Source organism: Treponema bryantii, assembly GCF_900111035.1.
GTDB classification, from domain to species: Bacteria; Spirochaetota; Spirochaetia; order Treponematales; family Treponemataceae; genus Treponema_D; species Treponema_D bryantii_C.
In genome coordinates this window covers 1-15,469 of record NZ_FOFU01000016.1, presented here as the reverse complement: position 1 = coordinate 15,469, position 15,469 = coordinate 1, and the positions used below count along the sequence as shown (strand labels likewise).

The 15,469-nt window shown below is 41.1% G+C and carries 14 protein-coding genes; 10 read left to right on the top strand and 4 right to left on the bottom strand.

All coding sequences use genetic code 11. The features are described 5' to 3' along the window. The coding region (locus BMY21_RS15245; protein ID WP_143064254.1) for a helix-turn-helix domain-containing protein at nt 1-344 on the bottom strand (344 nt) is incomplete at its 3' end. Nucleotides 345-436: 92 nt separating this feature from the next. Continuing rightward, the gene (gene trxA, locus BMY21_RS15240) at nt 437-745 is read right to left on the bottom strand and encodes a thioredoxin (protein WP_074645692.1); all 309 of its coding nucleotides are present in this window, start codon (nt 743-745) and stop codon (nt 437-439) included. Between the two features lie 237 nt (nt 746-982). On the opposite strand from trxA, the gene BMY21_RS15235 reads away from it, so the two are divergent. Further along, nucleotides 983-1,759: a MetQ/NlpA family ABC transporter substrate-binding protein gene (locus BMY21_RS15235; RefSeq protein ID WP_074645691.1), complete on the top strand. Its 777-nt coding sequence runs from the start codon at nt 983-985 to the stop codon at nt 1,757-1,759. Between the two features lie 128 nt (nt 1,760-1,887). After that, nucleotides 1,888-3,258, top strand: a complete 1,371-nt coding sequence (locus BMY21_RS15230) for an anaerobic C4-dicarboxylate transporter (RefSeq protein WP_074645689.1) — start codon at nt 1,888-1,890, stop codon at nt 3,256-3,258. Here BMY21_RS15230 and BMY21_RS15225 read toward each other — a convergent pair. Then, entirely contained in the window at nt 3,218-4,177 is a 960-nt protein-coding gene (locus tag BMY21_RS15225) for a radical SAM/SPASM domain-containing protein (RefSeq protein ID WP_074645687.1), read from the bottom strand. The two genes, BMY21_RS15230 and BMY21_RS15225, sit on opposite strands and share 41 nt — an antisense overlap. A gap of 305 nt (nt 4,178-4,482) precedes the next feature. Here BMY21_RS15225 and BMY21_RS15220 point away from each other — a divergent pair, with 305 nt between their 5' ends. The 3 genes from BMY21_RS15220 (at nt 4,483) to BMY21_RS15210 (ending at nt 8,676) form a co-directional block, all read left to right on the top strand. Next, nucleotides 4,483-5,751 (top strand): phosphoglycerate kinase, encoded by a 1,269-nt coding sequence (locus tag BMY21_RS15220; RefSeq protein ID WP_074645685.1) that lies wholly within the window; start codon nt 4,483-4,485, stop codon nt 5,749-5,751. 30 nt (nt 5,752-5,781) lie between these two features. After that, nucleotides 5,782-6,786 carry a cysteine synthase A gene (gene cysK, locus BMY21_RS15215; protein WP_218141069.1) on the top strand — a complete coding sequence of 335 codons (1,005 nt, stop codon included), beginning with the start codon at nt 5,782-5,784 and terminating at the stop codon, nt 6,784-6,786. 135 nt (nt 6,787-6,921) lie between these two features. Continuing rightward, nucleotides 6,922-8,676 (top strand): ammonium transporter, encoded by a 1,755-nt coding sequence (locus BMY21_RS15210; RefSeq protein WP_074645683.1) that lies wholly within the window; start codon nt 6,922-6,924, stop codon nt 8,674-8,676. 43 nt (nt 8,677-8,719) lie between these two features. On the opposite strand, the gene BMY21_RS15205 is transcribed toward BMY21_RS15210, so the two are convergent. After that, nucleotides 8,720-9,874: a GGDEF domain-containing protein gene (locus BMY21_RS15205; protein WP_074645681.1), complete on the bottom strand. Its 1,155-nt coding sequence runs from the start codon at nt 9,872-9,874 to the stop codon at nt 8,720-8,722. Between the two features lie 183 nt (nt 9,875-10,057). On the opposite strand from BMY21_RS15205, the gene hypB reads away from it, so the two are divergent. The 5 genes from hypB to BMY21_RS15180 form a co-directional block, all read left to right on the top strand. Then, a complete protein-coding gene (hypB, locus tag BMY21_RS15200; RefSeq protein ID WP_074645679.1) occupies nt 10,058-10,726 on the top strand; it encodes a hydrogenase nickel incorporation protein HypB in 669 nt (222 codons plus the stop codon). A 101-nt stretch (nt 10,727-10,827) separates the two neighbouring features. Then, the gene (locus tag BMY21_RS15195) at nt 10,828-13,536 is read left to right on the top strand and encodes an FAD-dependent oxidoreductase (RefSeq protein WP_074645677.1); all 2,709 of its coding nucleotides are present in this window, start codon (nt 10,828-10,830) and stop codon (nt 13,534-13,536) included. A 91-nt stretch (nt 13,537-13,627) separates the two neighbouring features. Next, complete coding sequence (locus BMY21_RS15190; RefSeq protein ID WP_256210501.1) at nt 13,628-13,987, top strand: hydrogenase maturation nickel metallochaperone HypA; 360 nt, start codon at nt 13,628-13,630, stop codon at nt 13,985-13,987. Nucleotides 13,988-13,999: 12 nt separating this feature from the next. Beyond that, complete coding sequence (locus BMY21_RS15185) at nt 14,000-15,112, top strand: DUF5692 family protein (protein WP_074645674.1); 1,113 nt, start codon at nt 14,000-14,002, stop codon at nt 15,110-15,112. Nucleotides 15,113-15,173: 61 nt separating this feature from the next. Further along, on the top strand, nt 15,174-15,469 hold a 296-nt coding region (locus tag BMY21_RS15180), incomplete at its 3' end, for a hypothetical protein (RefSeq protein ID WP_218141068.1).

Here is a 15,469-nt window from a genome sequence, read left to right as displayed (position 1 = left end):
TTTGATCGCCTGCCTTGTTTCTGGAACAGAGCTTCTGTACCACCGGTAATATATTTCTTTCGCCATGCACAGATAGTTCCAATATTTGTAATACCAAAAATCAATGAAGTCTGTGAATCAGAAAGACGATGCTCTTGCTGATAGTTTAGCACTTTTAGTTTAAATTCTCCGCTAAAATTTCGCGTTGGTTCTGTAAATTTTCCGTTTAATTTGTACTGGGCAATCCACTGTCTAATTTGACTTGAATTTACTCCATATGCTTTTTCCTGTTGTTCTGGACTTATATGTTTTTCAATATAGTCTAAGACAATCTTTAATTTTAACTCTTTTGAGTATTTAGACATAAAAAATGCACCTCCTTAACTTGAACTTTATTTGTCCAACTTTAGGGGTGCACTTCATCACTTGGTGCGTCTTTTTTTTGCCTCTTATAACTCTAGTCTAGGAGGGCGAGCAGGGCTTCCTTTGGCTGAACTCCAACAGATGACTTGTGGAGCTGGCCGTTTTTGAAAGTTGCAATGAACGGAATGCTCATAACGTTGAATTGCTGTGCCAGATCTGGTTCGTCGTCAACGTTTACCTTGCAAACTTTGATTTCAGGATGCTCTTCTGCGAGTTCTGAAACGATAGGGCCGAGCATGCGGCATGGGCCACACCAGGTTGCCCAGAAATCTACGATAACCGGTTTGTCCGATTCCAATACTTCCTTCTGGAATGTGTCTTTAGTGATATTAAGTTCTGCCATAATTTTATCCTCCAAATGTAGTTGCTGTACACTTAAAACTGTATTGTGTACAATTAAAATATACTCAATTTAGAATGAATTGTCAAGTAAATTGTATGCAATTTAATTAAAAATCAATTGTTATTATTTTTATTTTTTTTCAAAAAAGCTATTGACTATTTTAATATTACCTAGTAAACCTATGGGTAATAGAACAACAAAACACCCGGTAACACGGGTTTAGAAGGAGACTTAAATATGAAAAAAATTATCGCTTTTACAGCCGCAGTATTTGCTGCAGCAAGTTTGTTTGCCGCTTCAATTAAAGTAGGAGCTACTCCAGAACCACATGCTGATCTTCTTAATTTGATTAAAGATGATCTTAAGGCAGAAGGTGTTGACCTCAAGATTATTGAGTTTACAGATTATGTTACACCAAACGAAGCTGTTGAATCAGGTGAAATTGATGCTAACTATTTCCAGCACATTCCATATCTTGAATCATTCAATTCTGAACGTGGATATCACCTTGTAAATGCTGGTGGAATCCATGTTGAACCAATTGCTCTTTATTCAAAGAAAGTAAAGAATATTAAGGATCTTAAAAAGAAAGCTCGTATTGCTATTCCTAATGACCCAACAAACGAAGGCCGTGCACTTCTTCTTCTTGCTGATGCTGGTCTTATTACTCTTGATCCAAAAGCTGGAATCACTGCTACAGTTCAGGATATTACTTCAAATCCTCTTAAGCTTAAGTTCACAGAAGTAGAAGCTGCTTCTCTTCCACGTGTACTTGCTGATGTTGATGCGGCAGTAATCAATGGAAACTATGCAATTCCTGCTGGACTTTCTGCAAAGAAAGACGGACTTTATGTTGAAGGTTCTTCTTCTCCATATGTAAACGTTATTGCAGTAAAAGCTGGTAATGAGAACAAACCAGAAATCCAGGCTTTAGTAAAAGCTCTCAAGAGTGAAAAAGTTCGCAAGTTCATAGAAGAAAAATATCCAAACGGTGAAGTTGTTGTAGTATTCTAATTAAGCGGTAATCGATTACCGAAAAGCGGTGGTTGAGCTTGTCGATGCCACTGGTCTAAATGCCCTGTCGTATAACGGCAGGGCATTTTTATTTGCATTGAATAAATTTAAGTCTTATAATTTTTTATATGACAATTACTATGATTTTTCAGCTGCTGGTAGTTCTGGCAGCGCTTTATGTTGGTTCCCGTTATGGAAGTCTTGCGCTTGGTGCAATTTCTGGAATAGGGCTATTTATTCTTGTGCTTGTTATGGGAATGAAGCCTGGTAATCCGCCGACAGATGTAATTTTTATTATCGTTGCGGCTATTACCTGTGCAGGAATGCTTCAGGCTTCCGGTGGTATGGAATGGATGATTCAGCTTGCAGAAAAACTGCTTAGAAAGCATCCGAATCAGATAATCTTTCTTGCTCCTTTATGTACATTTTTTCTGACTGTACTTGTTGGTACTGGCCACGTAGTTTATACGCTAATGCCGATTATTGCAGATATCTCCTTTAAAAAAGGAATCCGCCCGGAGCGTCCGTGTGCAGTTTCTTCAATTGCGAGTCAGGTTGGAATTACCTGTTCTCCTATTTCTGCGGCTGTTGCTTCTTTTGTTGTAATTTCGGGGCAGAATGGTTTTGACATTAATAACATTCAGGTTATTGCAATTACAATTCCATCCTGCTTGTGTGGAATTATTGCGGCGGCTCTTGTTTCTTATAAGCGCGGAAAAGATCTGGATAAGGATCCTGATTTTCAGACTCGTCTTGCCGATCCTGAAACTAAGAAATATATGTATGGCTCTGATGCTTCTGTTTTAGGAAATGAAGTTTCTAAGCAGGCAAAGCTTTCTGTGTACATCTTCCTTGGAGCTATTGTAGTTATTGTGTTTTATTCGCTTTTTCAGATTTTTGGTCATGATATCCGCCCTCAATACATTACAACTCTTGCGGATGGAAGTCAAAAAGTTTCGCGGCTTGCAATGAATATCATTATTCAGATTGTTCTTTTGACTGCTGCGGCTTTTATCATCATTTTTGCAAAGGCTTCTCCAAAAAAGGCTGTGGCTGGTGCTGTATGGCAGAGTGGCATGGTTGCTGTTGTTGCAATTTACGGAATTGCCTGGCTTGCAGATACTTATTTTTCAAATTATCTTGGTGTGCTCGAAGGTGGGCTTAAGGGAATTGTAGAGCGGTTTCCATGGACCATTGCCTTTGCTTTTTTTGCAGTAAGTGTTCTGATTAATTCTCAGGGTGCAACTCTGGTAACTTTGCTGCCACTTGCTTATAAGCTGGGAATTCCTGGACCTGTGCTTCTTGGTGTAATGCCAAGTGTTTATGCTTACTTCTTCATTCCTAATTATCCGTCAGATATTGCAACCGTAAACTTTGACCGGTCTGGAACAACGAAGATTGGAAAATATCTCTTAAACCACAGCTTTATGTTGCCGGGCCTTACCAGTGTAATTACTTCTACGATTGTGGGCTCAATTCTGGTGAAGATATTTTATTGATTTTGCAGACGTAATCACAGAAACTGCAGATATCGCTGCACTTGCCGGGGAGCTTTTTTCCCTGTGAGTGCAGCAATTTTTTTATGCCGTGGCGGCGGTAGTGAGAAAGGCCTTCTTCGTAGCAGAGTTTAATCATGGGGTTGGCGGCCGCTTTTTTCATGATTTTTTCAAAGCTGTCTGTGATGTATCCTATGAAGAGGGCGGGATTTTCATTTGCAAAGCCGCAGCAGGGAGCTATATTGCCGTCGGCGTGAACGTAGAGAATCTGGCCGGGGCCTTCGCAGTAGTCTTCGCGGAACCAGCGGCGGGCCTGCCAGGCGCGTGAATCGTCTGAAGTGTAGGTGCGGGGTAGTGTGTAGACGGGGATGTCGGCTGGGGGCGTTGTGGGGGTGTCCCCCGCAGAAGGGGTAGCGAGCAACGAAGTGCGAGCTAGGGGAAGGCTTTCCCCTTCTGTATCATCAACTGTCTGAATGTTTACCGAATCTTTGCCAAAAATCTTCTGAACGGTTCGGATAAAAGTTTCCATTCGTTCTGTGCTCTGGCCGTGGTAGGAATCCCAGCTGAGACCGATTTTTCCGTCGTAACCGCCATCGTAAAGTGCCTGGAGCTTTTTGCAGAGGTCGGCTTCATCTTGCCACCAGTCGCCGTTTGTCATAATCTGGTCGAACATAAGATCGTGAGAAATTGCAGCCTTTGTTACTTCTACAAGAAAATCCATATACAAAAAAGGTTCACCACCGGAAAAACCGATGCGGTCGATTTGACTTCCGGCATTTACACAGCTTTCAATCAGCGAAACAGCATCCTTTATTTCAAGCTTATGAGGATTTCTTTCTATAAAACAATGCTCACAGTGTAAGTTGCACGCATTAGTTGCTGCGAAGATGATTTCGGTTGGTGAAAAATTACGTCCTTTCATTGATTAAACTATAATGTATTTACTGATTTTATATAAGACATCTGTATTTTGAAAAACAAAAATAGCGGAGTAGAAAACACGCCCTTGTAACATTTGGTGCCGATACTGACCGTCTGTCCTCGCAGAAATTACAGAGCAAAGCGTCGAGGCACCTCGGTTACAAGGGATGTTTTCTACGGGAGCTATTTTCGTTTTTCAAGGTGAAGAATTTTTACATTGAATTTGTACAATAAAATCATTATATTTTAACTAATATCGTAAATTTTCCGTGCATTGTTTGTGCGGGTAAAATATAGGAGTTACTTATGATCAAAACAGTAAAAGACGTTGACCTTAAAGGCAAACGCATTATCATGCGCGTTGACTTTAACGTACCTATGAAGGACGGAGTTGTACAGGATGATACACGTATCATGGCTGCTCTTCCTACTATTAAATACATTCTCGAGCAGAGCCCACGCTCTCTCGTTCTTATGAGCCACCTCGGCGATCCTAAAAAGGACGTAAAAAAGGCTCAGGAAAAAGCTGAAAAGGCTGGAAAAACATGGACAGACGCTGATGCAGAAAAGTTCATCAACGGAAAGAACCGCATGAAGCCTGTTGTTGAATACTTTGCTTCAAAGCTCGGAAAGCCAGTTACATTCCTTCCAGATGCACTCGGACAGAAGGCTGCAATTGATGCTCTTCCAGAAGGAGCTGTTGCAATGCTCGAGAACGTTCGCTTCCACAAGGAAGAGACTTCTAAAGATGCTGCAGAGCGCGATGTAATGGCAAAAGAACTTGCTACATACGGAGACATCTTCGTAAACGATGCTTTCGGTACAGCTCACCGCGATCAGGCTTCTACAGCTTCTATCGCTAAGTTTATGCCAGTTGAATCTGTTGGCGGATTCCTCATGGAAAAAGAAGTTAAATACATTCAGCCAATGGTAACAAATCCAGAAAAACCAATGACAGCAATCATCGGTGGTGCAAAGGTTTCTTCAAAGATCGCAGTTCTCGAAAGCCTTATGAAGAACGCTTCTACACTCATCGTTGGTGGTGGTATGGCTTATACATTCCTCAAGGCACAGGGACACGCTATCGGTAAGTCACTTGTTGAAGATGACTTCCTCGATACAGCAAAAGATCTTCTTGCAAAGGCTGAAAAAGCTGGCGTAAAGATTCTTCTTCCTGTTGACCATGTTGGTGGTGCTGAGTTCGCTGATAAGGATCCTGTTGCAGTTGATGCAGTTGACCTCCCAGATAACCTTATGGGTATGGATGTTGGTCCTAAGACTGTTGAACTTTACAAGAACGCTATTCTTGCTTCTAAGTCTATCGTATGGAACGGACCTGTTGGAGTATTCGAGTTCGAAAACTTCGCAAAGGGAACTGAAGCTGTAGCTCGCCTCGTTGCAGAAGCAACATCTAAGGGTGCTATGACTGTAGTTGGTGGTGGTGACTCTGTTGCTGCTGTAAACAAGTTCAACTTGGCAGACAAGATGAGCCACGTATCAACTGGTGGTGGAGCTTCTCTCGAATTCCTCGAAGGAAAGACTCTCCCAGGTATCGCAATTTTGGCTACAAAATAAACGTCATCCCGAACTTGTTTCGGGATCTGCATGACATATACGGTGGTTGAGTTCGCTAAAGTACTCAGCCACCGTGTTTTTTTTGGAATTACTATGATTTACAACAACATTCTTGAAGCAATCGGACACACACCTCTTATTCAGTTACAGAAGATGGTTACGCCTGATATGGCACGTGTCCTCGTTAAATTTGAAGGACTTAATGTAGGCGGTTCTATTAAAACCCGTACCGCTTTTAATATGATTCTTGATGCCGAACGCCACGGCCTTATAGATAAAAACACAGTAATCGTTGAACCGACAAGCGGTAACCAGGGAATCGGTCTTGCACTTATTGGTGCGGTTCGTGGTTATAAAACTGTAATCATTATGCCGGACAGTGTTTCAGAAGAACGCCGTAAGCTGGTTAAGCATTATGGAGCAGAGGTTAAACTTGTTCATGACAACGGCGATATTGGTAAATGTATTCAGGAATGTATTGATACTGCTTTTTACATGCAGCATATGGATCCTCATGTTTTTATTCCTCAGCAGTTTGAAAATCCTGCTAACCCGCAGATTCAGCGTGAGCAGACTGCAATAGAAATTCTTGAAGATGTAAATGGTCCTATAGATGGTTTCTGCTCTGGAATCGGTACGGGCGGAACTCTTACAGGAATTGGCGAAGTATTAAAAGAGAAAAATCCGGAAATTACAATATGGGCTGTTGAGCCTGCACATGCAGCAATTCTTAGTGGGGGTAGTGTAGGTACACACCTTCAGATGGGCATTGGTGACGGACTTATTCCGCCGATTTTGAATCAGGAAATTTATGATGACATTTTTATCGTAACAGATAGTCAGGCAATCAGAACAAGCCGCGAGCTTTCACGCAAGGAAGGAATTATGTGCGGCATTTCCAGCGGAACAAATGTTGCTGCTGCGCTTGAACTTGCAAAAGCTCTTGGCCCTGGTAAAACTGTTGTTACTGTACTTCCTGATACTGCAGAACGATACTTCAGTACTCCGCTTTTTGACGAGGATGTGGAGTTTTAATCAGGCCTACAGGTATTGCTATTTTGGCTGTAAAATAATATAAATAGTGCATAAAGCAAAAGGCAGAGACGCCAGTTCTGGCGTCTCTGCCTTTTTTTATTTAACAAAAATTTCCTTAGCTTGTGGAGGCTTCTTATGAATGGTATTGTTGACGCATTGTGGGTAGCAGTGTCGGGGGCACTGGTATTTTTTATGCAACCGGGATTTTCAATGGTGGAATCTGGTCTTACCCGTGAAAAAAACAGCATAAATGTCGCAATAAAAAATCTGACAGATATCGGTATATCTCTTTTTGTTTACTGGCTTGTAGGTTTTGCATTGATGTTCGGTAAATCTGCCGGAGGATTCTTAGGTCTCACTGGATTTATTCCTGGTGCAAGCGGAAATATTGATTTTAATACTGGTACATTCTTATTTTTCCAGGCAATGTTCTGTTCAACAAGTGCAACAATTGTTTCTGGTGCTGTTGCAGAACGAATGAAGTATTCTTCTTATATCATTTCAACTTTTCTGATGTCACTGATTATTTATCCGATTTTTGGTCACTGGGCTTGGGCAGGTATTCAGCCTTCATTTATTTCTGATGCTCAAGGCTGGCTTAATAAAATCGGATTTGTTGATTTTGCTGGTTCTACTGTAGTTCACTCGGTTGGTGGTTATGTCGGACTTGCCGGAATAATTGTTCTTGGTTCAAGAAAGGGACGTTTCCCAAAAGGTGAAAAGCCTCGTAATATCCAGGGCTGTGATGTTCCGATGACAGTTGCCGGTGTATTTATTTTATGGTTCGGCTGGCTTGGCTTTAACGGTGGTTCAACACTTGCCTTCAATGATATAGTTCCTCAGGTTCTTTTGAATACCTGTATTGGAGCTGCAACCGGTATGCTTTCTGCTTTATTTACAGGCTGGGCATTTAAGAAGATTCCTGATGTAAACTTTGTAATTAACGGAACTCTTGCAGGTCTTGTTGCAATTACAGCAAACTGTCATTGTGTTACACCTGGTGCAGCTGCAATAATTGGTGCTGTCGGTGGGCTTGTGATGCTTGCCGGTTCTTTCCTTCTTGAAAAGTTTAAGTTAGATGATGCTGTAGGTGCGGTACCTGTTCATCTTTGTGCCGGTATCTGGGGAACTCTGGCCGTAGGTATCTTTGGTCAGCCGGAACTGCTGGGGACAAATCCTATTTTTGGAAGTCAGTTCCTTGCCCAGCTTATAGGAGTTGCTGCTTGTGGAGTCTGGGCTTTTGGTCTTGCTTTTATTGGTTTTAATATTTTGAATAAGATTCTTCCTCTTCGTGTTTCTTCTGAAGACGAAGATAAGGGACTTAATATTGTTGAGCATGGAGCTTCTACAGAAATTTTTGACGTGTATGCAAAAATGCAGGAGCAGGCTAAGACTGGAGATCTTTCGGTAAGATTGCCTGTTGAACCTTTCACAGAAATAGGACAGATTTCTTCATTATATAACAGTGTTATGGAAAAGCTGGAAGAATCTTCAATGACAGAAGAAAGTTTTGGAATTCTTATGAAGTCAATTCCATATGCGCTTTTTATGCTTGATGCTGAATGGAATATTAGTCCTCAGTATTCTGAATCTACTCCGCGAATTCTTGGATGTCCTAACCCTGAAAATTACAACTTCCTGCTTCTTATGGCAAGAATTCTTCCGCGTGATAAGACTCAGGCTTTACAGAGATATCTTGGAAATCTTTTTTCAACAGATTTTACTCAGGTTGGGGTAGAGACTTTGAATCCTATTCGAGAGATTCCTGTTTCAATACGCACAGGTGGCGCAGATGGAAAGATTGTTAAGAAGATCATAAACTTTGAGTTCTCACGAATTTTAAATAATCAGAAAACAAAGGTTCTGCATGTAATTGTTCATGCAAAGTAAAGTGAACTGATGAGTGACCTTCGGGCTTGGCCCGAAGGTCTTTTTATTTTAAAGACTTCAACATCTTCTTGTTTTCATACATTGCCTGATCGGCACGTTTGAATACATCACAGAAGCTGGTATCGCGTCTGTGATCATAAACTGCAAAGCCGGATGCAAATGATTTCTTTTCAAAAAGTGGAACATCTTTGTTAATTTCTCTTATAGATAAATCATCTACAGTCTGTTTAAGTTTATCAATTTTTTCGTAATCGTCATTCTGCAGAATAATTACAAATTCATCGCCGCCGATTCTGAAAACCGGACTATGCTTAAAAATATTGCAGATTGTTTTACAACAGGAGATTAAGTATTTATCTCCCACTTCATGGCCAAAACTATCATTTACAATTTTGAGATTATTAAGATCACATTCACAGACTGCGAATTTTATGCCTTCTGCCTTGCATTCTATCATTTTGTTAAAATCTTCAACAATATCATTATATGAAACACGGCTATGAACTTTAGTCAGGGCATCATGATGAGAAATCTTTTTTTCTACGTTGATTGTTTCAATCATAACATGGCGCAGCATATTCTGAATACAGATATATAATAATACTGCGGTAACACAAATACTCATGTATCCGGAATTGATTTCCCCATTTATTGTATTTGCTGCCTGTCCAACAATCATAATAGAAGTAATTAAAAGAATGTTTATAAGGTATCGAATTTTTGCTCGGATACCATTCAGAATAAAAACAAAAAGTACATATATAAAATCTAAGACGCAAAATAAAAGATATGACCAGTATGCATTGCCTCTGTGAAAAATACTGTCAGAATCAATATAGAAAACAATTCCAGTAAAAAGAGAGATAACCTCTATAATGACATTGAGTGTCATAATTATCAGCATTGGTTTTACAGACTTTCTCATTCCGCTGCTTCGTGCAAGACAGATTCCAAGGTAAGGGGAAATACAGAATTCTGTAAAGGTTATAAACCAGTGAATCTTTTGAGAAAAAAGATTTGTCTTATCTGATAATACACCGCAGTATTCAAAACATGCTCCGATAGCTGCAAGAATAAAAGTAATTCTGAACCATTTTATGTCATCTTTATTAAGAATAGTATTCTTGCCGACATCGATAGCAAGGATAATCATACTGAGAACACAGATTATTATTGTAACTGTATAATTCGGATCCATATTTAGATTTCTCTTACTACTATTATAAACTACATTTTATGAATTTTACAAAATAAAGTTTTTCTGTTTATGTGCTTTTATTAACAACTTGTTAATTTCTTTGCTTTAGTTCTGTTTCTGTGATATAATAGATGTCTGATAGTAATACTATCAGTAGTATCACTATCACAGGAGTCTCTTTTTATGAATGATGTTCGTGTTATCGAGGTAAAGGAAAATATCCTTGCCGACAACGACAAAGAAGCTCAGATTCTTCGTGATAAACTCAAATCTAAAAAGACCTTTCTTATGAATCTGATGTCGTCTCCGGGGAGTGGAAAAACAACTACGCTTCTGCGTACTGTTGAACAGCTAAAAGACAAAATCAAAATTGGAATAATGGAAGCAGATATTGATTCTGATGTTGACACAAAGACTATGGCCGGTGCCGGCGTAAAGTCTATTCAGCTTCATACGGGTGGTATGTGCCATCTTGATGCTGCAATGACTGAGCAGGGCTTGAATGAACTGAATTATGATGGCCTTGATCTTGTTGTGCTTGAAAACGTAGGAAATCTTATCTGTCCGGCAGAATTTGATACAGGGGCAGCTAAAAATGTAATGATTCTTTCTGTTCCGGAAGGTCATGATAAGCCGCTTAAATATCCTTTAATGTTCAGCAAGGTTGATGCCCTTATCATCAGCAAAATTGATGTAGCACCTTATTTTGATTTTGATATGGACAAACTGCGCGAATATGTGCTCAAACTCAACAAAAATGTAAAAATCTTCCCGATTTCTGCAAAGACTGGGGAAGGTGTCGAAGAGTGGTGTCAGTGGTTACTTGATGAGGTAAATGCTCATAACAAGTAAAAAACTTCCGTCATTGCGAACCGAAGGTGAAGCAATCCATATTGTAGATTGCTTCGTCGCTTCCGCTCCTTGCAATGACGTAAATAAAGAGGAAATCAAACATGGCAGAAGTTAGACCTTTAATTCTGGAGCTCGGTCAGAAAATTACAGATCGACTCGGTAGAAAAATAAATGAAAATGACCCTGAGTACTGGGGCTTAAACGAAATTGTAACAGACGAGATGGCAGAAGTTGCGCTCAAAATGGATGTGCGTAAGCCTGTTACTCTGCCTCAGCTTGTAAAACTTACAGGTAAGTCAGAAGAATATCTTGAAAAAATCATGATGGATATGGCAATTGCCGGTCTTATCGAATATAACTGGGAAAATCCAAAGCACGAAAAGCAGTATATTCTGCCGATGTTCGTTCCCGGTTCTGCTGAGTTTACAAACATGAATCAGAAGCAACTGGAAGAGCATCCAAAGCTCGGACGCTTCTTTGACCGTATGACCTTTGAGCCTCTTGTTAAGGTTACTCCAATGGTACCGGAGGGAGGTGCTGGAATTGGTATGCACGTTATTCCGGTTGAAAAGGCAATTGAAGCAGAAAACACAAGTGTCAGCGTAGAACATATTTCTCACTGGCTCGATAAATATGATGGAAAATATGCCGCATCTCCTTGTTCCTGCCGCCTCAGCCGCCGCACCTACGAAGAAGGCTGTGCTGATGATCCGGAAGACTGGTGTATCGGTGTAGGTGATATGGCTGATTACCTTGTAGAGACAAAGCGAGGTCACTATATTACCCGCGACCAGGTTTATGAGATTTTGCAGCGTGCAGAAGACAACGGCTTTGTTCATCAGATCACAAACATTGACGGTGAAAATAAGATTTTCGCTATCTGTAACTGTAACGTAAATGTCTGCTACGCTCTCCGTACTTCTCAGCTTTTCAATACTCCAAATATGTCACGCTCGGCTTATGTTGCCAGAACCGAAAGTGACAAGTGTGTTGCCTGCGGACGCTGTGTAGAATACTGTCCTGCCGGCGCGGTTAAGCTTGGTCAGAATCTCTGTAAAAAAGACGGAAGCAAGGTTCAGTATCCAAAGCATATTTTGCCAGATAATCATAAATGGTCTGAAGCAAACTGGGATGAAAACTACCGCGATACTGCGCGCATCAACTGTTATTCAACCGGTACTGCTCCTTGTAAAACTGCATGTCCTGCACACATTGGTATTCAGGGCTACTTAAAGATGGCAAGTGAAGGCCGTTACACAGAAGCTCTCGAACTGATTAAAAAGGAAAATCCTTTCCCTGCAGTTTGTGGACGTATCTGTAATAAACGTTGTGAGGCTGCCTGTACACGCGGCACAATCGACGAAGCTATTGCTATTGATGAAGTAAAGAAATTTATCGCTCAGAAGGATCTGGACGCTAAGGTTCGTTTTATTCCTAAGAAGGTAATTCCTTCGAACCGCGGCGAGTTCAGCCAGAAGATTGCAATTATCGGTGGTGGACCGGCAGGTCTTTCATGTGCTTTCTATCTTGCAGAAAAAGGTTACCGTCCTACAGTATTCGAAAAGAACAAGGTTGCCGGTGGTATGCTTGTTTACGGTATTCCATCATTCAAACTTGAAAAAGATGTAGTAGCAGCTGAAATCGACGTAATGAAAGAAATGGGCGTTGAAATTAAGACCGGCGTAGAAGTTGGAAAAGACGTAACAATCGCACAGCTTCGTGAGCAGGGCTACAAAGCCTTCTATATTGCAATCGGATGTCAGGGTGGCCGCAAGGCTGGCGTTCCTGGTGAAGATGCAGAAGGAGTAATGACTGCTGTAGACTTCCTGCGCACAGTTGCAGATGACCACAACTTTAAGGTAAGCGGCAAGACTGTTGTTGTTGGTGGTGGTAATGTTGCAATTGATGTGAGCCGTACAGCATGGCGCTGCGGTGGAACTGATGTTCAGCAGTTCTGTCTTGAGCAGCGCAATGAAATGCCTGCTACTGTAGAAGAAATTGAAGAAGCCGAGGAAGAAGGAATTAAGATAAACTGCGGCTGGGGTCCTAAAGAGATTCTGACTGAAAATGGCAAGGTAAAGGGTATCGTATTTAAGAAGTGCGTAAGCGTAAAAGACGAGACCGGCCGCTTTAATCCAAAATATGATGAAGCTGATACTCTTACTGTTGAATGCGATAATGTTTTCCTTTCTATTGGACAGGCAATTGTATGGGGCGACATGCTTGCTGGTTCGAATGTTGAGCTTGGCCGTGGAAATGGTGTAATTGCAGACGGCGTAACTTACCAGACTGCAGAGCCTGATATTTTTGCAGGTGGTGATGTTTACACTGGTCCGAAATTTGCTATCGACGCAATTGCTGCCGGTAAGAAGGCTGCGGTTTCTATTCATCGTTTTGTACAGCCGCATTCAACAATGACAATCGGACGCGACAAGCGTGAATTCATTGAACTTAATAAGGAAGATATTCTTGTTGAAGGATATGACAATACACCACGCCAGGTTCCTGGTTCGAAAACTACAGACAGTAAGTTTGCAGAAACAAAACTCTGCTTTACAGAAGAGCAGATTAAGAAAGAAACTGCGCGCTGTTTGAGTTGTGGTCAGAGTATTGTTGATGAGAACAAGTGTATTGGTTGTGGTGTTTGTACAACTAAGTGTGCGTTCGACGCAATTAAACTTCACCGCGAGCATCCAAAGGCAAGCAGAATGACTAAGAGCGAAGATAAACTCAAGGCTATTCTGCCAAACATCCTCAAGCGCGAAGTAAAGATTCTCTTGAATCCGAATAGAAATTCAATGGAGAAGTAAAATTACCCTGACAAAGGAGACATATATTCGTCATTGCGAGCGTAGCGAAGCAATCCATTAAATAGATTGCTTCGTCGCTGCACTCCTCGCAATGACGCGTAAAATTATGCACGAACTAGGTATTGTCTTTCACGTAATCAAGCGTCTCGAGAATCTTGCGGCCGAACAGAAACTGCAGCAGATTCAAAGTGTAACGCTTGAGCTCGGAGAGGTAAGTGGGGTAGTGCCGGAGTTTCTTGAAGACGGTTGGAAGTGGGCAGTGAAAAAATCTCCCATTATGGAAAATGCTGCCCTCAAAATAGAAACTCTTCCTGCCGTAAGCATCTGCAATGCCTGCGGTAAGACTTACGGCACGGTTGAAAATGGTAAAACTTGTCCGCACTGCAAAAGCGAAGATACGGTTTTGCAGACGGGCAATGAAATGAATATAAAGGAAATTGAAGCGTGTTAGGAGGTATATGACATGTTATTTCAACTTTATGGATCAACAGTAGCAACTCAGTTGCTTGGTTGGTGTTTAGTTTTCCTCGGTCTCATTCTTTTGAATGAACTTGGTAGAACAAAGTTTGGTGGTGTTCTTGTATTCTTCATCGTTCCTGCTGCATTGACAGTTTACTTTATTGTAGCTGCTATCGGAAAGAACTCATTCGCCTCAGAATGGTATGTAATTAAGTATATGGGCGGCTGGTTCCATTATGCTAAGTTGTATGCCGCGACTATCGGATGTATTGGTTTTATTTTCCTTGCAAGAAAATGGACTGCTCTTGGAAAATCTGAATGGTTCAAATGCTGGCCATTTATTATCGTAGCTATCAACATTCTTATTGCAGTAGCTTCAGATTTCGAATCTGCTGTCAAAGGTGGAATCTCTGGTGGCTGGTGGGTATCTAACGAAGGTGTATTCCTTTATGGTGGATGGTGGAACCTTCTCAACGGTCTCGCAGGTATCATCAACATTGCTTGTATGACTGGATGGTGGGGAATCTACTCATCAAAGAAAGGAAAGCTCGAAAAGCAGGATATGCTCTGGCCTGATATGACATGGATGTTCATCATTGCTTATGATGTATGGAACTTCGAATATACATATCTGAACCTTCCAACACACTCATGGTACTGCGGTCTTGCACTTCTTCTCGCTCCAACATTTGCAGCTACATTCTGGAACAAGGGTGGCTGGATTCAGAACCGCGCATTCACTCTTTCAATCTGGTGTATGTTCGCTCAGGTTGTACCATTCCAGTTGACTAAGCCATTCTCTGTACTCCCTTCTGTTTATGCAGGAGCTCCTCAGGACGGAACTGGCGCTCAGGCTCTGTATGACGCTTCTATGGCTATCTACAATAATCCTGCAATTGCCAACAACGGACCTGAAGTTCAGCAGGCTATCGCTAAGATGGGAATTACAGCTGATCCAAAGGCACAGGGTGTTATCGCTGTTCTTGCTCTCGCAATCAACGTTCTTGTTCTTGCTGCAATCTGCAAAAAAGCATTTGCTACAAAGACAAATCCATATACAAAAGAGATATGGAAAGGAACAAAGGATTTCGAAGAAGCTATGGCTCGCGCTGAATAAAAAAAATCCCCGGTTTTGATATGTACCCCCTTTTCTGGACAAACAGAAAGGGGGTATTTTTATGCATCAACATTACTCGTATGAGTACAAAAGACACTGCGTTGAAATGTACAAACAAGGGTTTTGGGAAGAAACTCCAGAACATTTTAAAGATCCGCAAGATTTCCATAAGATGATTCGAAGATGGAAAAAGATAGAAGATGCCAATGGACCAGAGGCATTAAAAATCAAAACAAAGAAAAAGAAATGGAGAGCTTCAGAACGCTATGAACTTGTAGCACAAGTTCTTGCTGGTAATTCAATAAAAGAAGTTTCATGTAATGCAGGAATAGATTCAGGACAGTTATGTCAGTGGGT